Genomic DNA, 23660 nt, shown 5'->3' with positions numbered 1-23660 from the left:
TTATGAAACATTGCTTGCCATTAACGGTTGCCCATTGGTGATGTGTGTCGGCTGTCCGTACAGCTCCAGCGTCAAGGGTTCTCCGTCCAACAGTGTAATGACGACTTCATTTTCCTGTACGAGAATACTTAGCAAGCGACCGCGATAATTGATTTTAAACGTATATTTGCTCCAGCCCTGGGGCAGGAAAGGCGAAAAGCTCAACGTTTCACGATACGTTCTCATCCCGGCAAAGCCCTGCACGATCGCCAGCCAGCTTCCTGTCATGGACGTGATATGAAGTCCGTCTTCGGTATCGTTATTATAGTTATCTAGGTCCAGACGTGCCGTCCGTTTATACATCTCGACTGCTTTTCCCTCCATTTTGAGCTCGGCGGCCAGCACGGCATGAATGGATGGAGACAGACTGGATTCATGAACGGTCATCGGCTCATAAAATGCAAAATTGCGTGCTTTTTCCTCCAGCGTGAACTGATCGCCGAAGAAGTACAGTCCTTGCAGCACATCGGCCTGCTTGATGAAGCAGGAACGCAGGATTTTATCCCATGACCATTTCTGATTGAGTGGCAGGTTGCTGGGATCAAGGGACGATACAGGCTGCAAATCCTTATCCATAAAGGTATCGTGCTGTACGAAGACTCCCCGCTCCTCATCATAGGGATAATACATGCGGTTGATGATATCCTGCCAATGCCCAAGCTCATCTTCTGCAACAGCCAACTGCTGCAGCTTCTCTGCCGAAATCTGAGGCAAGACGGATAGCGTATATTTCAGAACCCATGCAGCCAGTGTATTGGTGTACCAGTTGTTGTTCACGTTATTTTCATATTCGTTCGGCCCGGTAACCCCGTGGATCATATACTGCTGACGGCTTTTGGAAAAATGGACCCGGTCAGCCCAGAAGCGGCTGATTTCGACCAGTACATCTATGCCATATTGGTGAAGATAGGACGAGTCACCCGTATAGTTGGTGTAATTATAAATAGCATAGGCAATGGCCCCGTTACGGTGAATTTCCTCGAAGGTAATCTCCCATTCGTTATGGCATTCCACGCCCGTAAAGGTGACCATGGGATACAATGCTCCCCGAAGTCCTTGCTGGGCCGCGTTATGCTTGGCGCCATCCAGTTGATGATAGCGGTACAGCAGCAGATTTCGGGTCACATCCGGGTCGGCAAGCGCCAGGTACATAGGTACGGCATACGCTTCTGTGTCCCAATAGGTGGCACCGCCATATTTTTCACCCGTAAAGCCTTTGGGTCCGATATTCAGGCGTGAATCTTCACCGTAGTACGTAGAGAATAGCTGGAAAATGTTGAAGCGTATCCCCTGCTGAGCCTCCGCATCTCCCTCGATTTCGACATCTGCTTTATCCCAGCGTCTGTCCCAGGCTGCGATATGCTCTTGCTTGAGTGATGCGTAGCCTTTGTTTACCGCTTCCACGGCGATGCGCTCAGCCTGTGGGATCAGTGCATCCTTTTCCATATCTCGCGAGGTGGTGACGGCCACAATCTTTTGCAGCTGAATGCTGTCACCGGGAGCGACGCTGTATTGATAGTGCCGTGCAGCATACAAAAAGCCTTCCTCCGTCGTCTGCTGCTCCTGTCCCTCGGTCACAATGCCCATGGTAGCGTTTACGGTAAAGCGGGGAACACCAAAAGGATTATCGATCGTCGTTGTGGAAAGGCTCATGAATGGCTCTTGAACCTCACGCGCCTCCTCCAGCCAGAAAACCTCATCGTAGTTGCTGTCCTCATTTTTCATATTGCCGTCCAGATAGGGGACAAGCTCAATCTTGAGAGGCTGTTTGCTTATATTCGTTACCCGGTAATCAATCAGGCATAGCTCGCGAGTGGTAATGCTTAGAAAACGCTCTGTAGTGATACGAACCTGACCGTTCACGGTGCAGGCCCGCCGCAGGATACCCTGCTTCATGTCCAACTCCTGCACAAAATCACTGACATGCGCAGTAAATAAATCCACCTCCTGCTGATCCACGATCAGACTGATGCCGATAAAGTTCATCGCATTGATGACCTTGCCAAAATATTCAGGATAGCCGTTTTTCCACCATCCGACCTTTGTCTTGTCGGGAAACCAGACACCGGAAATATAAGTCCCCTGATGATGATCGCCTGAATAGGCCTCTTCAAAATTCCCGCGCATTCCCATATATCCGTTGCCTATGGACGTGATGCTTTCCTGTAATCGCATGTGTGTGGTATGTAGTGTGCGGGTTGTCAGCTTCCAGTTATCTACGTCGAATAATCGGTTATACACCATGATTGCGTACCCCTCTCGGAAAATGAGATCGTTGCTGTAATGAAACCAATATATGAGCGAGTTCAGTATATAGTGCAACCGTTTGCCCTGTCAACGCAAAAAAACTGATTCTATGGATGTCCATAAAATCAGTTTGGGCTCATTCCTCAGGGGATGGCAGTGCTTGGCAGGATTTGCGTTCTACGATTCGGTGGGGAACGATGATGTGTTTGGTCAATTCCTTGGGGTTTTCGATTTTCTCAATCAGGTTTTTGGCAGCCTGATAACCAAGCGTGAAGATGTCGATATCCACTGAAGTAAGCGAGGGGCTCATCAGCTCGGCCAGCATCAAATTATTAAAGCTCACCATGGATAGCTGCTCCGGCATGGACACACCGAGCTGAGAAAGCATTTTCTGTACTGCCATGGCTATCAGATCGTCGTTAACGATCATGGCGGTCGGCGGCGGGGAAACCTGCAATAACGTCCGCATATCCTCCAGATCAAAGGGCTCCCTGACCACATATTCGTCCGGTAGAGGCAAGCTGGCCTCTCTTAGCGCATCCTGATAGCCTCGGTGTCTTTCGATATTCACGATGCGTTCATGATCTCCGCCCACATAAGCGATGTGCTGATGATTCAGTCCGGTCAAATAAGAGACCACATCCTTGGCGGCCTGGTAATTATCGTTGTCTACATGGGTGGTTTCGCTGACAAATTGCTGAGGCTTGCCGATGACGGTATAAGGTATTTTTTCTTTATGCAGATACTCCACAACGCTATCTTCTTGCTTGGAATACAGGACAATGTAGCCGTCAACGCGTCCTGTCCGCGTCATCAGCTTTACGCGGGATAGCAGCTCATCGCTTGTTTTTCCAGTGATAATCGACAGTGTATAGTTGTGCTCATTTACCCATTCGCTGATACCGCGAAGGCTCTCCGGGAAGAACGGATTTTGAAAGATCGCCACATCCGATTCAGGCATGATAATGCCAATCGACTGTGTGACACGGTTGGCCAGGCTTTGGGCTGAATAATTGGGCTCATACCCAAGCGCCTTCATTTCCTTGCGGACACGTGCCTTGGTGGCCTCGCTGATTTTTGGGCTGTCTTGAATGACACGGGATACGGTGGAAGTAGCAACATTGGCACGCTTTGCGACATCTTTGATGGTTACTGCCATCGTCTTCGTCTCCTTTTGCTATCTCAAGCAGGAAATATTATGTTCTATCATACGATATTGCTTGAAAATCAACAAATTCGCGGCTTTTTTTGAGCGACATATCGTCATTAGCGGAGATATTCAGGAATTAGGGTATTGCCAATAGAAAGCGATATCATTATAATAATCGTGCAACCGATTGCATTATATTTATAGGGTACGAACAACGCTGTACATACTATAAGGGATGGAGATTGAAGGAGCATGAAAAAACTTCTATCATTTGATTTTTGGCAAAAGCTTGGGAAAGCACTGCTTGTAGTTGTCGCTGTCATGCCAGCAGCCGGGATTATGATTTCGCTGGGTAAAGTCGTAGCGATGTTGGCTGGCGATATCCATTTCTGGTTGACTGTCGGCGGAGTTATGGAGAATTTGGGTTGGGGCATTATTAATAATTTGCACATTCTGTTTGCTGTGGCGATTGGCGGCTCCTGGGCTAAGGAACGGGCAGGCGGGGCTTTTGCTGCCTTGATTGCTTTTATCCTCATCAATGTTTCAACAGGGACGATTTTGGGCGTGTCCTCGAAGATGCTGACACAGGAGGGAGCAACCACCCAAACCCTCTTTGGTGCAACCATTCCGGTCAGCGGCTATTTCACCTCTATTTTGGGCGCACCTGCACTGAATATGGGGGTGTTTGTCGGCATCATTTCCGGATTCGTCGGGGCAGTGGTCTATAACAAATACTACAATTACCGCAAGCTGCCGGATGCTTTGGCCTTTTTTAACGGCAAGCGCTTCGTTCCGTTTGTTGTCATCTTCTGGTCCGTTATTGTCAGTGTGATCATGTCTGCCTTTTGGCCGTTTATCCAGGGAGGGATTAACTCGTTTGGCGTTTGGCTCGCGACCTCGGGTGAGTCCGCTCCTTTTGTAGCTCCATTTGTCTATGGTACACTGGAAAGACTGTTGATCCCTTTTGGACTTCATCATATGCTGACCGTTCCCATTAACTATACTCAACTTGGTGGCGTTTACACGACACTCACGGGTTCCGGGGCGGGAAGCGTCGTGGCCGGGCAAGACCCGTTATGGCTGGCATGGGCGAGTGACCTGAGTGTGCTTCACGGCACCGATCCGGCAGCCTATAATCAATTGCTGGAAGGCGTGACGCCTGCCCGCTTTAAGGTAGGGCAGATGATCGGCGGAGCGGGAATCCTCATGGGACTGGCGGTGGCTATGTATCGCCGTGTAGACAAAGATAAGCGCGGCAAGTACAAGTCGATGATTTTTTCAGCAGCCGCAGCCGTCTTTTTGACCGGGGTGACAGAGCCGCTGGAATTCATGTTTATGTTTGTGGCACCTTTGCTGTATGTGGTTTATGCTATTCTTACCGGAATTGCGTTCGGAATGGCCGATATTATACATTTGCGTTTACATTCGTTTGGTATGATTGAATTGCTGACCCGATTGCCGTTGTCTATCAAAGCAGGCTTGGTGCAGGACATTATCAACTTCGTGCTGACCTGTATTGTGTTTGCGGTAGCAACCTACTTTATCGCTTATTTCATGATTGGCAAATTCCAAATGGCAACGCCGGGGCGACTGGGGAACTATACGGATGAGGAGTCTCAGGAGGCTTCCAACGCGGGAAGCACAGCGACAGATGGTGTGGCGGCTGCTTCTACGCAGAATCAACTGGCTGCTGATATTATCAAGACGCTTGGGGGAGAGCAGAACATTGTCGAAGTGGATGCCTGCATGACCCGTCTGCGTGTGACGGTGAAAGATACGGATGCCGTCGGAGACGAAAAGACGTGGAAAGCGCTGGGTGCCCTGGGCTTGATTAAAGTAGACAATGGGGTTCAGGCGGTTTACGGACCGAAGGCCGATGTGCTTAAATCAGATATACAAGACATACTCAACAGGTGATTCGTTTTGAAATTGTTAACCTTAAATACACATGCTTGGATGGAAGAAAACCAGCTCGAAAAGCTAAAGCAGCTGGCTGCTTTTATTGATGAACAGCAGTTTGATGTCATTGCCTTGCAGGAAGTGAATCAGTCCATAGAAGAAGCGCCTTTGTCACTGGACGATTTGGGCTCTTACTATAGTGCTGATCCTGAAATCGTCATTAAGCGTGATAACTATGCCTATGTGCTGAACAGGTTATTGTCCAATGCCTATCATTGGACGTGGGCTCCCGCACATGTTGGTTTTGTCAAATACGACGAGGGTTTGGCGATTTTGTCCAGAACACCGATTACAGATACGGTGAACGAATATGTTTCCTCGCTTCGCGATTATGACAACTACCGCTCGCGTAAAGTTGTGGGCATTCAGACTGTGGTGGACGGCGTGCAGTCCTGGTTTGTCAGTGGACACTATAACTGGTGGAATGATGAGGAATCCTTCCGTGGACTCTGGGATCGTACTACGGAAATATTGAACCCTTTGGCGCCCGCTCCTGTTTTCATGATGGGGGATTTTAATAATGCTGCCGAAGTGCGTGGAGAAGGATATGACTATGCATTGCAATCCGGTTGGTCGGATACTTATTCGAACGCAGCCGTACGTGATGAAGGGCATACCGTCATCAAAGCCATTGCAGGCTGGGAAAGCAACGCGGAGCCGCTGCGGATTGACTATGTTTTTTCCAATAAGGCCCTGCAGGTTCAATCTTCAACTGTTGTGCTGAACGGGAAGACAGGGGCGGTTGTATCCGATCATTTCGGGCTTGCCGTGGAAGTGAAGCTTTAATTCATAGGAAAAGGGAATGGGCCGCCTGCTTATGCAAGTGGCCTGTTTCTTGAGGTTTGCGATTTTAATCGAATGAAATATTGGATCACAATCGCAATAAACACCAAAATCATATTGTAATAAAAGGGGGCGTTTATGTTAAAACGTTCAAGGAGCACACCTGCGACGAGCGGAGAAACAATGGCCCCTAATTCAGAGAAAGAGGCAACATTGCCGATAAACAGGCTCCTATGTTCCTCGGGAATGACGTCTCCTAGCTGTGAGTAAAATGAATCGAGATAACTGGCTCCGCCAATGCCTCCTATGAACATCCCCAAGTATACAATCCACTGCTCCGTGAACCAAAGAAATAAAACGATTTCCAGCATGATGAATAACAGACCGATCATACACAGGATTAAGCGATCTTTGAGTATATCAGATATTTTTCCGATCAAGGGTGCCGATACAAAGGTTGATATGCCGATGATTGTAAAAGCTAGGCTGATTTCTGCTGGACTCCAGTGTAGCTTGTAGGTTGCATATATGGAAAAATACGTTAAAAAGATAGCGAATGCACTCATTTCAAGGAAATGAACGGTGGAATAGAGCAGTAACTGTTTCGTTAGCATGGTTTTTCTTTTGGATTCCTGAGGAAGCGAATGCTGTTGTTGAGGCTGTGCGGGGGAATTGAAGAAGAAAGTCATTCTTGAAACAGCTACGAAGGATATACAAGAAAAAAGAGCAACGATATAAAACGGAACCGCTAGAGAAAAATAAGAAACGATCACTCCACTCATAAGGGGACCCAAAATCATACCCGCACCTTCACTGCTGCTGATATATCCATTAAGCGTTCCTCTATTTTCCATGGTGCTGATGTGGTTGATCGTGACTCTTACAAAGACAGTTAATCCTATAGCCACCAAGCCTTGAAGAAGTCTAAGAATGGATAAAATGATAAAGCTTTCTGCAACCGGGAACAGAAGCATACAAACGATTTCAGCGATGAGCAAGCTCAACCCCAGGCGTTTTGCGCCAACCTTTTCATAAATCCGTCCTGCCAGGCCTCCACCCACAAATCTTCCTACATAAAACAGAGAAAATAAAATACTCATACGGAATGCGGATATCCCGAATTGTTCTACATAAATAGCAAAGAGTGGAAGGATCATACTCCCACTCATGTTAGCAATAAGGCTGATAACGATCATGCAGGCGATATTACGATTTAAATATAAGTGTCTTTTCATATTCTCGAAACCTCTCTTTGATCTTGCATCATGGGAACTGTTTTACGGCTTGCTCCTGATAACGCATGAATGGCTTCAAATCGAGCTAGGATGAATATGAAATAAGCAGGGCACAAGGAGAACGGGTTCCCACTTAAGATACGCGGGTGTATACCCCACTGTGCCTAAATTCCAATGCTTTTATGGAGGGAGGGAGCAGTTGGTTGGGTGTATAACAAGGGTAGGGTGCAGCCTTTAAGCGGGATATCTGCCGCCAGGTGGCGGCCAAGCCCCATAAATCCGGCGCAGTAGTACGATTTCGCCCAAATGGTAGGAGTTGTGGGAAGCGATATTCCGCAGCAGTCCCGCTTTCGTCTCACCGGGGAAATGAGCCAGTGAATCATCCAGCTGCGCGGTTTCAGCAATCTGTACCGCTCGATCTACGCCTTGTAAAAATTCTTGAATGACAGCCTGCCATGCCTCTTCGCTTTGCGGTCCTGTTTCTTCAGGCCAGCTTTCCATGACATTGCCCGGAAGCTGAGGCTTCCGTCCTTCCAAATGCTCCAGCATAAATTGCTGCCAGTAGATCATGTGCTTCAATAGCTGATAAATGCTGTAGGGCATTTCTTCATTTTTCTTCCCTGCCAGTTCGACATCAATGTCTGGTAATGCCCGGGCCACTCGAATATGTCCGCGTTCACCGACCAGCGATTTAACCAGTGTTTGACCGAATAATTGGTTTGCATCTGACATGTATCATCATCCCTTCTATAGAGAGCCGTAGCTAATGAGTTCTCATTTAACGATTATACAATTTAATATTCAAAAATAAAACAGTTCAAAACCTAAAATCAGCGGCTGACGTTGAGGAAAAGGGGAGTGGAAGAACGTAGGGATTATGGAGAAACGAAATGCAAAACTTTTTAAAATTGATATATTTACAGATTATGGTATGTGTGCTATGTTTACTATGGAAGCGACACCATGAGTTGACATATTACGAGATTATTTATCATATTTTACACAGAAAGGAAAGATGAGAATGAAAAATTTGCTCAAAAAGGCAAGCGCATTTATGCTGGCGTTTACTCTGCTGCTTGGATTGATAACAACAGCGCCCGTTCATGCAGACGACACCGCACTTTTCACAATTGAAGGCGAAGATGCCCAGCTCACCTCCGATCTTCAAGTGGCGACTGAAATTTACGGACAACCCAAGCCTGGATTCTCCGGGAGTGGATTTGTCTGGATGCAGAATTCCGGCACAATAACCTTCACAGTGACTGTCCCGGAAACCGGCATGTATGCGATCTCCACTCGGTACATGCAGGAGTTGAGTCCTGACGGCAGGCTTCAATATTTAACCGTTAACGGCGCTACCAAAGGTTCGTATATGCTGCCTTACACGACCACGTGGTCGAATTTCGATTTTGGCTTCCATAAGCTGAAACAAGGAAGCAACACCATCCAACTGAAGTCCGGTTGGGGATTCGCTTATTTTGACACCTTCACTGTGGATTATGCTGATCTTGATCCCTTGAATGTGCAGCCTGTCCTCACCGATTCTAAAGCCACACCGGAAACTCAACGTTTGATGAATTATTTAACGGAGGTTTACGGCAACCATATGATCTCCGGTCAGCAGGAGATTTATGGAGGCGGCAATGACGGCAATACGGAGTTGGAGTTTGATTGGATTCACAATTTAACCGGAAAGTATCCGGCAATCCGCGGCTTCGATTTGATGAACTATAATCCGTTGTACGGTTGGGAGGACGGCACAACCGATCGGATGATCAATTGGGTAAATAACCGGGGCGGGATCGCGACAGCTTCCTGGCATATCAATGTGCCTCGCAATTTCACCGCCTATCAGCTCGGGGAGCCTGTGGATTGGAAGAATGCCACCTACAAGCCGACGGAAACCAATTTTAATACAGCCAATGCGGTGGTTCCCGGTACCAAAGAATATCAATACGTGAAGATGACTATTAAAGATTTGGCAAAACAGCTGCAAATTCTGCAAGATAACAATGTGCCGGTTATTTTCCGTCCCTATCATGAGGCGGAGGGCAACGGCGGATTGAAAGGGGAAGGCGCGTGGTTCTGGTGGGCTTCGGCAGGCGCGGATGTGTACAAACAGCTGTGGGATCAGATCTATACCGAACTTACAGAGACGTACGGCTTGCACAACTTGATCTGGACCTACAACAGCTACGTGTACAGCACTTCTCCCGCATGGTATCCCGGCGACGATAAGGTAGATATTGTCGGCTATGATAAATACAATACGGTCTACAACCGCTATGACGGTTTGTCCGGCGTACCCAATGAGGATGCCATTACTTCGATTTTCTATCAGCTTGTTGATTTAACTGGCGGCAAGAAAATGGTGGCCATGACGGAGAACGACACCGTCCCAAGCGTACAGAATCTGACAGAGGAAAAGTCGGGATGGCTCTACTTCTTGCCCTGGTATGGCGAGCATCTCATGAGTTCCGCCTTTAATTATCCAGCCACCCTGAAAACGATTTATCAAAGTGATTATGTAATCACGTTGGATGAGCTACCCGATTTAAAGGCTGACGATAAAACCCCAAGAGCGTCCATCACACCTACAAGCGTCGAATTTGACACATATGCGCCCAATCAAAGCGATAAAGCCATAACCGTGAATTTTAACGACAATACATTAACCGCTCTCCGAGCAGGCGACAATGCATTGACCGTGACTCAGGATTATACCTTGAACGGAAATACGCTGCTGCTGAAAAAAGAATTCCTGGCTGGATTGCCGGTTGGCGAGCATTCGATCGTCTTTGATTTTAATCAAGGAAAAGATTCCGTATTAAAAGTCAAAATTGTCGATTCAACACCGAGCGCTGCGATTTCGCCTGTGAATGCGACATTTGATAAAGCGGCGAATCCAGGGCAGGATCTTTCCGCATCTCTTACCTTAAACGGACACCAGCTTGCAAGCATAACGAATGGAAATTATACGCTTGCATCAGGCCAGGATTATACGGAATCAGGCGCTGATGTCGTTCTGAGCAAATCCTATCTTGCTACGCTGCCGCTGGGCCAGAATGCGATAACCTTTCATTTCAACGGAGGAAATAACGCTGTTCTTACAGTAAATGTTGTGGACAGCAGTGTTCCTGTACCCGCAGGAGACTTGACGATCCAAGCCTTCAACGGGAACACGAGTGCCTCCACCAATGGAATTTCACCCAGATTCAAATTAGTCAACAACGGTGATTCTGCGATTCAGCTTAGTGATGTAAAACTCCGGTATTACTACACGATTGACGGGGAGAAGGCACAGAGTTTCTGGTGCGACTGGTCCAGTATCGGGAGTGCGAATGTAACCAGCAAATTCGTTAAACTGGCGACTCCAGTTGCCGGAGCCGATTATTATCTGGAAATTGGCTTTACGAGTTCGGCTGGAACGCTTAATCCCGGCCAGAGCGCAGAAGTTCAAGCTCGGTTCTCCAAAACCGACTGGTCCAATTACAACCAGGCTGACGATTACTCGTTTAAGGCATCCAGCAATCAGTTCGCAGACAACGAACAGGTTACCGGATATATGAACGGTCAGCTTGTATGGGGGATTGAGCTGTAAGGAGGTAAGAAATACGGGTTGGATCGGGGGTTATCCCCTGCTCCAACCCGTATTCAATCCAAATGCCAGCTTGGTAGCACTCACGATTACGTGTGGAGTAGTGGCGGCGGATAGAAATGAGGATTAAAAAATAGTTGATAATTATTCTCAATTGAACTAAAATAAAATTGTTTCAAAGGAAACGAAATATCATGGTTTGATATGTTTTTGTATATATACGGAAATGTTAAAGGGGAGCTTTTCGTATGTATATTGTTTCCTGTGAAACAAACATGGGTTATAATGAAAGGAGGAGTACGCCAAAGGAGTGACCATCTGTTTGTATGGAAAAAGCCACGTCAATTCAGCATATCTGTGATTTGCTAATTAAAATGAATCACCAGTTGGAGCAGCATCAGCAGAGAGAGAGCATGTCTTTTCTTGAAGAAATCCATGAGCATTTTGAGGGGATTGCCGGGCTTAATCTTACTGATGTCCACGTGATTGACTGCATCGGGAGACATGAGCCGATTAATGTTACGACATTAGCGGAACGGATTGAGCTTAGCAAAGGTACGGTTTCGAAAGTCAGCACCAAGCTGCTCAAGGAAGGCTGGATTCGCAGAACCCAGCTTAACGACAATAAAAAAGAAATTTATTTCCGCCTGACCCCATTGGGGAAAAAGCTCTTTGTCGTGCATGAACGGCTGCATGCCAAGGTGCAGCGTCAGTTATTTGAATTTTTAAGTCGTTACAGCTCGGAGGAATTGGCTGTCTTGAAACGTCTGCTGTCCGATGGCATTGGTTTTTTGGAAGCTGTGGAGCGGCAGGACAAGAGTCTGGAATCAAAGGACATGTAATAAAACGAATTGCACCTGTTTAATCCTGTGTGATAGACACATGTGGGGGATACAGGTGCTTTTCTATTAGTGTAACAGCCTTTTTGCTTCCGTATAGAGCACTTGCACAAACTTTTTTGTGTTAATTCGCGCTTGGGATAGAGAAGGCTCCACATTATTTTGCAGCTCCAGCATTTTTTTGCGAATTTCCGTAAAATCAAAAAACTTGGACGCATAATTTTCGAATTTGGGATGGGTATAATCGGTTAATCCAAGCGATACAATATGGCTTAGCGTCTGGAAAATAGCGCGGCGGACACGCTGCTCCGACGCCTTGATTTCCTTGCTTAGCTCTGCCGCAGAGGCCGAGGCTCCCAATCGTTTCAACGCCACATTGGCGAATATATCCTTCAGCGGCGGGAGCAGATGAGGTGATAGATTGCCTGTTTCCTCCTCATACTGGTCCAGATATTCCAGCATGTCCAGCAAATCCATACTTCCCGCCTCACCGATCATTCCCATTTCGGAAAGCAGAAACTGTCCAGAGGTCACAATATTTCGAGTCGGTTCCAGCGTTGCTGATGGGCCATTCGAGGTGAACATCGACAACCCTTGCAGTGTGCGCTGGATATCTGTAATCGACTGCTGCATTCGCAGACGTTCGGCCACCTTATGAATCACTGCAATAATCTCCAGTCGGTTCAAGGGCTTGGCGACATAGTATTCAATACCGAGCGAGTAGGCCTCGCCGATCATGTTCTTGGATTCAATCCGAGAGATCATAATGATTTTTCCACTGAATTGATCACCGAGCGCGCGCACCGTCTGAATGCCGTCACGAAGCGGCATCAGCAGGTCAATCAATAATACATCAATCCGGTTCAGCTCCAGCAGGCCGCTGTTCACATAGGAGCCGTCCTCTGCTTCCCCAACGACCTCTCCCAGACCTTCGTCTTCAATAATGTCTGCCAACATAGAACGAATCCCTTGATCGTCATCCACAATATAAAAACGCATCGGACTATCTTCCTTTCTCCGTCAGTTTCCGTAAAGGCAATATGACTCTAAAAGTAGTCTGTGCCCTACCTGCATTCTCTTCTTCATTCTGTAGCAGTTCAATCGTTCCTTCAAGGCTCTCCGCAACCTCCCGCACATAAAACAATCCCATGCCGGTCGAAGGCTGTCCTTTCTCATCATACTTGGTCGTGTACCCCGGTGTGAAGACCATTTTCTGTTTGCGCTGAGGAATACCTGGGCCATTATCGGTGACACTAAAGGATACTACATCCTCTGTTCCCGGCTGAAAGCGAATGGAAACGTCAATCCTTCCGCTGTCTTTCATCGCCTCAACTGAATTGGATGTCAGGTTATTAATCAGTGTCAGAACTGTATAAACATGCAGCTTGGGCAACAAAGGATCGAAATTCAGGGTGAAACGGATAAACTTGTTCAGTGATTGGGCATATTTGCTGTTCGTTCGGATGATTAGCTCGCCGAGCTCTTGCGAAGCCATGTAATGGACATCACTTTCGGAATCAATAAGCTTGGACAAACCGGCAAAAATCCGCTGGCTGTCCTTTTTTATCTCATGGACTTGTCCGGAAATACGAAGTGCCTGTCTGGCGTAATGATCTTTGTCCTTCAGAGATTCCTCCTGCTGCAGCTCACGGTACAGCTCGTAGCTTTCACGGGTGATTTGCTCTGCGTGCGACAGGGTTTTGCCTAGCTGGACGGACTCCTCGTACAGGTCTGATACCAGGAGTAAAATCCGCTCAGTCTGCTGTCTTTGCGCCTCTTCATGCTGGATGGACTGGTTCAGGCGAATCATATTATAGAATCCAAGCACGAAGAAGCTGCGAATCATGGCGATGAGAACCACCTTGCTGATTTTGATGATGTCCCAGAAATCGCCGTCAATGCTTCGCCGGACGCTAAGTTCCGCTACGCTTGCGGCAACCTCTATCCCCACAGACAGGATGCCCACGCGGAGCGCGCGGTAAGGCTCGGCATTAATGCCCAGAAGCTGGAAGAGCAAACCGTAAGCCATGTAATAGAAAAAGGTAGGCCCATGCAATGTCATCAACTCTTCAAAGGAAGACCCGGGATAAAGGTACTGATTAAGCAAGATGCGAAAGGCGACTACAGCTATTCCTGTAAGCACTCCCGATAACGCAGGTGGAATATGCCGAATCGATAATAGAAAGAAAAAAAATACAGGCGTACCGAAGCTGAGACGAAATGTATTAGAAAACGGGTGAATATTCAGCTCACCTGCCAATGGTACAAATATAAGCATCAGCAGGAAAAGGAGTGTATTCATTTTCATTCATATTCACCTCCGTGTATTTATTTCAGAAAGGCAATGTAAGATAAATTCACAGGCACCTCGTTAAAGCTTGTGAATTTATAGAAAAAAATAAATAAATGTGTAGATAATTGTCGGTTTTTATAGTTCAGATTGTAGTATAAATAACATCATTTGAATATTAAGAGCAACATAATGCAAAAATATACAGCCAGGGGGGTACAAAGTGAAAAAGATAAATTTGACGATGCAAATCTTTATTGGACTGGCTTTAGGTATTTTTGTTGGCGCTTTATTTTACGGCAATCCAGGGGTGGAAGTCTACTTAAAGCCAATCGGCGATATTTTCATCCGTCTGATCAAAATGATTGTCGTGCCCATTGTAATTTCAACGCTCATTATCGGCGTAGCTGGCGTCGGGGATATGAAAAAGCTGGGCAAGCTCGGCGGCAAGTCTATTCTGTACTTTGAAATTGTGACGACCATTGCGATCCTTTTCGGATTACTCGTTGCGAATCTGGTTCGTCCCGGGGAAGGCGTGGACATGTCCCACCTGGCCAAGAGTGATATCCATAAATACGTGGAGACGGCGGAAACTACAGGTCACAGCTTCATAGATACCATTGTCAATATTGTTCCTACTAATATAGTTCAAGCGCTGGGCGCAGGGGATATGCTGGCTATTATCTTCTTCTCCGTCTTGTTCGGACTAGGAGTAGCGGCGGTTGGCAACAAGGGCAAACCTGTGCTGAATTTCTTCGAAGGCGTAGCCGATGCCATGTTCTGGGTGACCAATCAGGTTATGCGCTTGGCTCCATTCGGTGTATTCGCACTGATTGGAACGACAGTAGCCAAGTTTGGGCTGGCCTCATTGTGGCCGTTATTGAAGCTTGTTGTGTCGGTGTATGGGGCCATGCTGCTATTCATTGTGATTGTTTTTGGAATTATCGCCAAGCTCTGCGGTACTCGTCTCTGGACCATGGTCAAAATTTTGAAAAGTGAGCTGTTGCTTGCCTACTCAACGGCCAGCTCGGAAAGCGTTCTGCCCAAGATCATGGAGAAGATGGAGAGGTTCGGATGTCCGAAAGGGATTACTTCCTTTGTCATTCCAATAGGATATTCCTTTAATTTGGACGGCTCCACCTTGTATCAGGCGCTGGCTGCGATCTTCATCGCCCAGATGTATGGTATTAATCTGCCGATCACTACACAGATCACGCTGGTGCTGGTGCTGATTATTTCCTCCAAAGGTATCGCAGGCGTACCGGGCGCCTCCTTTGTCGTTTTGCTTGCTACACTGGGAGCAGTGAACCTTCCGCTGGAAGGCTTGGCCTTTATCGCTGGTATCGACCGTATTCTCGATATGGCGCGTACGGTAGTCAATGTATTAGGCAATTCGCTTGCCGCCGTGGTTATGTCCAAATGGGAAGGCGAGTATGATAAGAAAAAAGGTGAGGAATACGCCGCTTCCTTAAATAACAGCCAATGAGCTGAATGATTAACGAAAAAGAACACCCTTGCGAAGAATGCAAGGGTGTTCTTTTTGTCCCCTCTTTTGTAAATTTTATGATTTTTTCGACATATTTCGATGTTTTATGTATGAATATTTAGGCATAGGGGCTTGAAAAATAGTTCTTTTTACCTAATTAAATTAAAGTTTAATTTATAACGATTATTGATTAAATTCCGATATTAAACTATACCGTTTTATATATTGGCCTAGAAGGGAAGATCATATATGTTTCTCAAGAAAAATGAGACCCACTCACTTGCTCCTTTGGTAGAAGAAAGCCGCAAACTATTGCAAAAAACACAGCAGAAGGATTATTCCGCCACAATACGAGTTGCCTCAGCATCTTCCGAGGTTCAGGAAATCGCAAACAATGTCAACCAAGCGCTTGAGTCCATCAAAAATGATGCCAGGCACATCGACATCCGTTTGAAGCTTGTTACCAAGGCCATAGAAGTCGGCTTATGGGATATGGAAGTCATTGCGGGTGATCCTGTCAATCCAAGTAATACATTCACATGGACAGATGAATTCCGTTTCATGCTGGGGTATCAGGATGAAACGGATTTCCCCAATGTATTGGACAGCTGGGCATCCCGACTGCACCCTGAGGATCGTGAATGGGTAGTGACAGCTTTGTCAGATCATTTGCTGGATCATTCGGGTAAGACTCCTTACGACATTCAGTATCGCTTGAAGCTGAAGCATGGAGAATACCGCTGGTTCCGGGCCACCGGAACGACGATTCGTGATCACCAGGGGGTTCCGCTTCGTATTGCGGGCGCTCTGCTGGATGTACATGACCAGAAGATCAAGTCTGAGGAATTGGAAGCAATGGTTACCAGATATGACCTTGTTAACCGTGTATTAATCGAAGCTCCATATGACATTATCCTGGTTGACGGAGATGTGGAAAATCCAAATAGTAAATTTTGGTGGTCGCCGCAATTTCGCAATACGCTGGGTTTTAGTGATGAGAAAGACTTTCCGAGTGCGCTTAGCAGCTGGAGTTCGCGCTTGCATCCAGATGACGTTGAAATAGCGCTTAAAGCGTTGAACGACCATTTGAATGATTATTCAGACCGCACCCCCTATGAAGTAACTTGCCGTTTGCAGAATAAAAATGGCGAATATCGCTGGTATTATAATAGTGGAGGAAGCATACGTGACAGCAAGGGAGTGCCAATTCGCATGGCAGGTACTATCCGTGATGTAACGTTGGAAAAACAAAAACAGTCCGTTGCGGACGAGCTCACGCTCAAAATACAACATCTCTCCGATTCCATTGCGGAAATGGTGAACGGCGTCAATTCAGTTAGCAATCAGGCGCAGGAGCTGGCTACGGCCCAGGAGCAATCAACAGAGGCAGCGAATCAAGCCAAAGTTAGCGCAGAAGAGACGCAAAACATCTCCAATTTCATTAAAGAGATTGCCAATCAAACGAATCTGCTCGGTCTAAACGCTGCAATTGAGGCTTCGCGTGCGGGTGATCAGGGACGCGGCTTTGCCGTGGTTGCAGATGAAGTGAGAAAGCTTGCCATTCACAGTGCTGACGCGACCGGAAATATCGAGACCAGTTTGGACGAAATGAAGACGCTCATCGAGCAGATTTTGCATAACATCAGCAACATGTCTACACTGACACAGACACAGGCCGCGCTAACGCAGCAGGTGAATGCAGCTACGGACGAAATTAACAGCATGTCCAAAGCATTGCTTGATTTTGCGAGAACGATGTAAGTTTTTGTGCAGGAATAAGGCCGGGCTTTAAGCTCGGTCTCTTTACTGTTTTTGGAAGATCCATTATACTTTTTGAGGATAGGTCTGAAAGCTGCCTCCTAATAAGCTTGTGTGGAAAAGAGGAATATACTTGAACCTGATCAGTTCAATATTGGTTGGAATTGTGGCTCTGGAGCACGTGTATATTTTGATATTGGAAATGTTTTTATGGACGACTCCGCGGGCGATGCGTACGTTCGGCACCTCGAAGGAGCTGGCGGAAGCAACCAAATCTCTGGCGGCAAATCAGGGATTGTATAACGGTTTTTTGGCAGCTGGATTGGTGTGGGGCTTGTGCTACCCGGATGCTGTGATTGGCTGGCAAATTCAGCTGTTCTTTGTCATTTGCGTGGTGGTGGCTGCGGTGTATGGTGCACTGACGTCCAATAAGTCTATTTTATTGAAGCAAGGATTGCCCGCTATTCTGGCATTAACCAGTTTGCTGGTCTTCTAAAAGAAACAGACACTCTTGAAGACACCCTTAATGGGTGTTTTTTTGCTAAATTCGATCACATAATGTCTGTACTGCTAATGAAAAGGGTATTATGCAGTTTTTAATTGATTGTAAATCCGACTATTCCGATTTATAATAACTTTTATTACAAACTCAGAGAATTCGGAGGCTAGAGCGATGCGTCGTAATGGGATTGGTGTATTGGTATTGATGGTATTGATGTTGGTAGTAAGTGCATGCTCCGGCGGGAATTCGGGCACCTCGTCTGCGACGGATGGCAGTACGTCCAATGCAGATGCCACGACAGCAGATAATGGACAGCCCAAGGATGGCGGCAGCCTGATTATTGGCGTGCAATCCGATCCGGTGGTACTGAATCCGAACTATGCGGGGGACCGGGTAAGTCTGACGATAGATCAGGCTATATTCGCACCTTTGTTTCAGGTGAACAATGGCAAGAAGACATTTTATTTGGCAGATAGCCTGACTCCTTCGGCTGACAAGCTGACTTACACGCTGAAGCTGAAAAAAAATCTGACTTGGCATGATGGCGAGAAGCTGACAGCCGACGATGTCGTTTTCACCATTAACAAAATTTTAGACGAGAAGCAGCACAGCTTCTTGAGAAGTAATTTTATAATTAATGGCAAGCCGGTGCAGGTGAGCAAGGTTGACGATACAACGGTGGAGTTCAAGCTTCCACAAGCAGCTCCTGCTTTTGAAGCGACACTTGTACAGGTATCCCCGATTCCGAAGCACATTTTCGAGAACGAAGCGGATATTGAGAAAAGCACGAAAAACAACACTCCGGTTGGATCGGGGCCTTTCAAATTTAAAGAGTACAAAACTGGCGAGTACATCACGCTGGAACGGTTCGATAACTATTTTGGCGGCAAGCCTCATCTCGATTCTGTAACGTATCGGATTGTAAAAGATTCGAATGCAGCGAGCTTGGCGCTCCAGAATGGTGAAATCAATGTAAATTATGTCGATCCGCAAAATGTGGATACCATTAAAGCAACGGGTAAGTTTGACATTTATCCTTACAGCGAAGGCCGCTTGGCTTACCTGATGTTCAATGAAAACAGCGACACCAAGCAGCTCAACAAAAAAGAAGTACGTCAGGCGCTGTCTTATGCGCTGAATCAGGATGAATTGATCCAGGTATCGTATGGCTCCAAAGATTATGCGGATACTGCAAAGTCCGCTTTGACACAGGATGTGCTGTATCACACGAATGACGTTCCATTTTTCAATAATGATGTAAACAAGGCAAAAGAGCTGCTGAAATCGGCTGGAGCCGAAGGGCTGAAGCTGCGCATTATCATTCCGGGCGGCAACAAGGTACAGGAAGCACAAGCGCTGTATATCCAGCAGAAATTCAAGGATATTGGCGTTCAGTTGGATGTGAACAGCATGGATTCCTCGGCATGGTCGCAAAAATTCGTCGATACGAATGCCAAGGACTTCGATCTGGCAATCAGCGGCTATATCATGGGCTATGACCCGGATGCGTACCGTATCCTGTACAGCACCGGATCTTCCTCCAACTATTCGCACTATTCCAACAAGGAAGTGGATAAGCTGCTGGAAGAGGGCGCAGGTGAGTCGGATACGACCAAACGCGGCGAAATTTACAAAAAGGTACAAGAAATGTTGGCTGACGATGCAGTCATCTATCCGATTGCCTACACCAAAACGATTGTGGCGTTCGACAAGCAGTATGGCGGTATTGAGCAGGCTGTGCTGAAACCAGTCGTGATTTTCGAGGATTTGTCCAAAATTTATCACAAATAAGACAGGGTTTTCAAAAATAAGCTGGGAGAACCAGCTTATTTTTTTCGAAAACAGCAAGGGAAGGGGAATGTATGAGACAGCTCATCGCCAGAAGATTGCTGCAAGTTATACCGATGCTATTCTTCATATCCATCATCTGCTTTGGCTTGATCAAGCTGGCTCCAGGCGATCCGGTTCTCTCTTTTGTTACACCGAATATGCACCTGGAAGATATAGAACGAATGAGGCATAGCCTGGGGCTGGATCAGCCTGCATATGTACAGTACGTGTTATGGCTTAAAAAAAGCCTGACAGGTGACCTCGGCTATTCGCTAATCAATCACCAGCCTGTGCTGGATCAGATTCTGGATCGCCTCCCGGCTACCGCCGGATTGATGGGGGCATCCATTATATTGGCGGTTCTGATTGCCATTCCACTTGGCTTGCTGGCCGCGGCCAATCGGAACCGTTGGATTGACAAGCTGATTAACCTGATGTCATACATCGGAATTTCCGTACCGCTTTTTTGGCTCGGTATTTTACTGATTTATTTGTTTGCTATTTATCTCCATTGGCTTCCAAGTACAGGGATGCGGACCATTGGAACAGACTCTGTGCTGGATGTACTCAAGCATGGTATTCTACCGTGTTTTGTATTGGCCTTCAGCTTTTTATCTGTATATGTGAGGTATATTCGTTCCAGTACGATTACGCAGCTTAAGGAAGAATATGTACAAATTCAATATGCGTTCGGGTCTGGCAAACGGCTGGTTTTGTTTCGGCATGTGCTCAAGCACGTGCTGCTGCCTATTATTACACTGCTCGGTATGTCGGCTGCAGACCTGGTTGCAGGGGCCATTGTAACTGAAACGGTCTTTTCCTGGCCGGGGATTGGCTCGCTGGGCATGACGGCGGTGAAGGGGATGGATTATCCTGTCATTATGGGGATTACTTTATTTTCCGCGCTGTTCCTGATCCTGGGCAATCTCCTTGCGGATATCCTGTACAGCATCGCGGACCCGAGAATTAAATCAACGAGGTGAACTCATGAATCGGAGCAAATGGCGCAACATCGGGATCGAGCTGCTGACGAGCAAAATGGGCGTCGTCGCCCTCATTATATTGATCGTATTCTCGCTGGGTGCGATTTTCGCGTTTTTATCGCCGCAGGACCCGAATAAGCTGAACGTGCTAGAGCGTCTTCAACCGCCTGGAGCGGCACACTGGTTTGGAACGGACGATTATGGCCGGGATTATTTTACAAGAGCGCTGTACGGCGGTCGTGTATCTTTGCTGGTGGGCTTCGCGTCCATGGTTATTGCGACCAGCATCGGCGCAGCGGTAGGTGTGGTGAGCGGCTATTTTGGCGGGTGGATCGACAATCTGCTCATGCGGATGTTGGAGCTGCTCATGTCGATTCCGTCTTTTCTGGTTATATTGCTGCTTAGTGTGTTTTTGAAGCCGGGGGTTGGCAATATCATTGTCATTATCGCCCTGCTCATGTGGATGAATATCGCCCGGGTGGTACGGGCAGAAACAATGACGCTGCGGGAAAGGGAGTATGTGCTATACGCCAAAGCTTCGGGACAAAGTACGTTTGGCATTATTCTCAAGCACATCGTTCCCAACCTGATTCCGGTGATTATCGTAGGGGCGACGAACAATATTGCTTCAGCGATTATGATGGAATCATCACTGAGCTTCCTCGGCTTTGGTGTTCAGCTGCCGAACGCTACGTGGGGCAGTATGCTGAATAATGCCCAAGGATATATTGCTCAGGCTCCATACATGGCGCTTTTTCCAGGTCTATTTATTTTGCTGACTGTGCTGAGCTTTAATGTACTGGGTGATGTGCTGCGTGTGGGCTTTGAACCCAAGCTGGTAAAACGATGATTCATAGTTTTATATATCTATAGTCCATAATACAGACCCATTACAAATGGCTCCAGGAGCGACAGGAAGGAGCGACAACACAATGACAGAACATCTGCTGTCCGTCGAACAGTTGGAGGTCTCGTTTTTCACTCGTGAGGGGGAGAACCAGGCGGTTCGCGGGGTTAGCTTTCATATTGATGCTGGAGAAACAGTAGGGATCGTAGGAGAATCCGGGAGCGGCAAAAGCGTCACAGCGAAAGCCATCATGTCGATGATTGCCCCGCCGGGCAAGCGGCTGAATGGCGATATCCTTTACCGGGGAGAAAGCTTGACAGCTTTGACGGAAAAGCAATGGCGTAAAATACGCGGAAACCAAATCGCAATGGTGTTTCAGGACCCGATGACCTCGTTAAACCCGGTGAAGAAGGTCGGCTACCATCTGATCGAGGTGATTCGCAGACACCGGGGTCTGAGCAAGGAAGCGGCTGCGAAAGCCGCAGTGGAGCTGCTGCGACAGGTGGGGATTACCGAGCCGGAGCGGCGGATGAACCAATATCCGCATCAATTCAGCGGAGGGATGCGTCAGCGGGTGATGATCGCGATGGCGCTCTCGTGCAGCCCGGAGCTGCTGATTGCTGACGAGCCGACCACGGCGCTGGACGTCACGATCCAGGCGCAAATCCTGGAGCTGCTCAAGACATTGAAGCAGCAATCCGATATGGCGATCGCCCTGATCACCCATGATTTGGGCGTCGTCGCCCAGGTGTGCAGCCGTGTCATCGTCATGTACGGCGGCATGGTGATGGAGGAAGGACGCGTGGACGATATCTTCTATCGTCCGGCCCACCCGTATACGCAGGGCCTGCTGCGTTCCGTGCCTCAGCGCACGAACGGCTTCCGCGAGCGGCTGGTGCCGATTGAGGGTACGCCGCCGGACCTGCTGAACCCGCCATCGGGCTGTCCGTTCATGGAGCGGTGCCCGCACGCGTTCGCCCGCTGTGCGGAGCGGCCCCCGATGATGGAGCTGCGCCCGGGTCAGCGAGCGGCATGCTGGCTGAACGAGCCGGATGCTATGCCTGCCGGAGTCTATGAGACGCCTGACACGGGCAGTGCGGAAGCAGAAGGGAGGGAATGACGTGAGTGGAGCAGTGAGTGAAGGCAATCATGTAGCGGGTGAGCGTCAGCCGTTGGTGGAGGTACATCAGCTTAAGAAGCATTTTGTGACTGCCAAGGATTTGTTAGGGCGCAGCTCCGAGGTGCTCAAGGCGGTTGACGGCGTGAGCTTTCAAATCAAGCGTGGGGAGACGTTTGGATTGGTGGGCGAGTCAGGCAGTGGCAAATCGACCGTTGGGCGCTGCCTGACACGGTTGTATGATTATACGGAGGGCACGGTACGCTTTGACGGTCAGGATATTTCCAAATTGAACGATAAGCAGCTCAAGCCGCTGCGTCGGCGTATTCAGAGTATTTTTCAGGACCCGTATTCCTCGCTTAATCCCGGTATGAACGTGCTTGAACTGATTGGCGAGCCAATGGATATCCATAGATTGCATCAAGGAAGTGAGCGGAAAGACGCAGTTGTGGCTTTACTGGAAAAGGTAGGGCTGAAGCGGGAGCATTTGTACCGCTACTCGCATGAGTTTAGCGGCGGGCAGCGCCAGCGGATTTCCATTGCTCGCGCGCTCTCCGTGAACCCCGAGTTCATCGTCTGCGACGAGCCGATTTCAGCGCTGGATGTGTCCATCCAGGCGCAGGTTATTAACACGCTGGAGGATCTCCAGCAGGAGTTTGGGCTGACATATCTGTTCATTGCCCATGACTTGTCGATGGTGCGTCATATTTCAGACCGAATCGGTGTGATGTACCGTGGGCGACTGGTAGAGGTAGCTGATGCGGATGAGCTGTATGAGCAGCCGGCTCACCCCTATACGCAGGCGCTGCTGTCATCTATCCCCGTGCCTGACCCAAGAGCGGCCGGAGAGCGGGAGGGTGTGAGGGGAGGCTTCGCTCAACCAGATCGTTCATGGTCATGGGACAAGGATAGCAACGGTGCAACCGAGTTACGTGAGATCAGTCCCGGTCATTATGTAGCGTATCCGGTTAACCGTTAGGTTAAGGTCGGTGTGCGA

18 protein-coding genes are annotated in these 23660 nt (G+C 47.9%); 12 read left to right on the top strand and 6 right to left on the bottom strand.

The genetic code is table 11. The features are described from left to right. Complete coding sequence (locus B4V02_RS23765; RefSeq protein ID WP_094156671.1) at positions 1–2283, bottom strand: glycoside hydrolase family 65 protein; 2283 nt, start codon at positions 2281–2283, stop codon at positions 1–3. A gap of 139 nt (positions 2284–2422) precedes the next feature. After that, the gene (locus B4V02_RS23760) at positions 2423–3445 is read right to left on the bottom strand and encodes a LacI family DNA-binding transcriptional regulator (RefSeq protein ID WP_094156670.1); all 1023 of its coding nucleotides are present in this window, start codon (positions 3443–3445) and stop codon (positions 2423–2425) included. Positions 3446–3688: 243 nt separating this feature from the next. On the opposite strand from B4V02_RS23760, the gene B4V02_RS23755 reads away from it, so the two are divergent. Beyond that, a complete protein-coding gene (locus B4V02_RS23755) occupies positions 3689–5353 on the top strand; it encodes a PTS transporter subunit IIBC (RefSeq protein ID WP_094156669.1) in 1665 nt (554 codons plus the stop codon). A gap of 6 nt (positions 5354–5359) precedes the next feature. Continuing rightward, the gene (locus B4V02_RS23750) at positions 5360–6181 is read left to right on the top strand and encodes an endonuclease/exonuclease/phosphatase family protein (RefSeq protein WP_094156668.1); all 822 of its coding nucleotides are present in this window, start codon (positions 5360–5362) and stop codon (positions 6179–6181) included. A 29-nt stretch (positions 6182–6210) separates the two neighbouring features. Here B4V02_RS23750 and B4V02_RS23745 read toward each other — a convergent pair whose 3' ends face one another. Both B4V02_RS23745 and B4V02_RS23740 read right to left on the bottom strand, forming a co-directional pair. Further along, on the bottom strand, positions 6211–7413 hold the full coding sequence (locus B4V02_RS23745) for an MFS transporter (protein WP_094156667.1): 1203 nt from the start codon (positions 7411–7413) through the stop codon (positions 6211–6213). Positions 7414–7647: 234 nt separating this feature from the next. Then, complete coding sequence (locus tag B4V02_RS23740) at positions 7648–8145, bottom strand: DinB family protein (protein ID WP_094156666.1); 498 nt, start codon at positions 8143–8145, stop codon at positions 7648–7650. Positions 8146–8434: 289 nt separating this feature from the next. Here B4V02_RS23740 and B4V02_RS23735 point away from each other — a divergent pair, with 289 nt between their 5' ends. Continuing rightward, complete coding sequence (locus B4V02_RS23735) at positions 8435–11014, top strand: glycosyl hydrolase (protein WP_094156665.1); 2580 nt, start codon at positions 8435–8437, stop codon at positions 11012–11014. A 323-nt stretch (positions 11015–11337) separates the two neighbouring features. After that, positions 11338–11853 carry a MarR family transcriptional regulator gene (locus B4V02_RS23730; protein WP_007428242.1) on the top strand — a complete coding sequence of 172 codons (516 nt, stop codon included), beginning with the start codon at positions 11338–11340 and terminating at the stop codon, positions 11851–11853. A 66-nt stretch (positions 11854–11919) separates the two neighbouring features. Here B4V02_RS23730 and B4V02_RS23725 read toward each other — a convergent pair whose 3' ends face one another. After that, positions 11920–12849, bottom strand: coding sequence for a response regulator (locus B4V02_RS23725; RefSeq protein ID WP_094156664.1), 930 nt, complete (start codon positions 12847–12849; stop codon positions 11920–11922). A 4-nt stretch (positions 12850–12853) separates the two neighbouring features. Continuing rightward, complete coding sequence (locus B4V02_RS23720) at positions 12854–14158, bottom strand: sensor histidine kinase (RefSeq protein WP_094156663.1); 1305 nt, start codon at positions 14156–14158, stop codon at positions 12854–12856. Positions 14159–14363: 205 nt separating this feature from the next. Between B4V02_RS23720 and B4V02_RS23715 the strand changes: the two genes are divergently transcribed. The 8 genes from B4V02_RS23715 to B4V02_RS23680 all read left to right on the top strand — a co-directional run bounded on the left by B4V02_RS23715 (position 14364) and on the right by B4V02_RS23680 (position 23642). After that, a complete protein-coding gene (locus B4V02_RS23715; protein WP_094156662.1) occupies positions 14364–15626 on the top strand; it encodes a cation:dicarboxylate symporter family transporter in 1263 nt (420 codons plus the stop codon). 249 nt (positions 15627–15875) lie between these two features. Continuing rightward, complete coding sequence (locus B4V02_RS23710; protein ID WP_094156661.1) at positions 15876–17387, top strand: methyl-accepting chemotaxis protein; 1512 nt, start codon at positions 15876–15878, stop codon at positions 17385–17387. Between the two features lie 130 nt (positions 17388–17517). Next, the gene (locus tag B4V02_RS23705) at positions 17518–17880 is read left to right on the top strand and encodes a DUF1304 domain-containing protein (protein ID WP_094156660.1); all 363 of its coding nucleotides are present in this window, start codon (positions 17518–17520) and stop codon (positions 17878–17880) included. Positions 17881–18057: 177 nt separating this feature from the next. Beyond that, a complete protein-coding gene (locus tag B4V02_RS23700; RefSeq protein ID WP_094156659.1) occupies positions 18058–19677 on the top strand; it encodes an ABC transporter substrate-binding protein in 1620 nt (539 codons plus the stop codon). Between the two features lie 71 nt (positions 19678–19748). Continuing rightward, positions 19749–20699, top strand: a complete 951-nt coding sequence (locus B4V02_RS23695) for an ABC transporter permease (protein ID WP_094156658.1) — start codon at positions 19749–19751, stop codon at positions 20697–20699. A 4-nt stretch (positions 20700–20703) separates the two neighbouring features. Then, the gene (locus tag B4V02_RS23690; RefSeq protein ID WP_094156657.1) at positions 20704–21549 is read left to right on the top strand and encodes an ABC transporter permease; all 846 of its coding nucleotides are present in this window, start codon (positions 20704–20706) and stop codon (positions 21547–21549) included. A gap of 82 nt (positions 21550–21631) precedes the next feature. After that, entirely contained in the window at positions 21632–22666 is a 1035-nt protein-coding gene (locus B4V02_RS23685) for an ABC transporter ATP-binding protein (protein ID WP_094156656.1), read from the top strand. A 1-nt stretch (position 22667) separates the two neighbouring features. Beyond that, entirely contained in the window at positions 22668–23642 is a 975-nt protein-coding gene (locus B4V02_RS23680; protein WP_094156655.1) for an ABC transporter ATP-binding protein, read from the top strand. The last annotated feature ends 18 nt before the right edge of the window (positions 23643–23660 follow it).

It is taken from the genome of Paenibacillus kribbensis (assembly GCF_002240415.1).
Lineage (GTDB): Bacteria > Bacillota > Bacilli > Paenibacillales > Paenibacillaceae > Paenibacillus > Paenibacillus kribbensis.
Note: the sequence above shows the minus strand (reverse complement) of the source record. Positions and strands in the feature narration are given on the sequence as shown.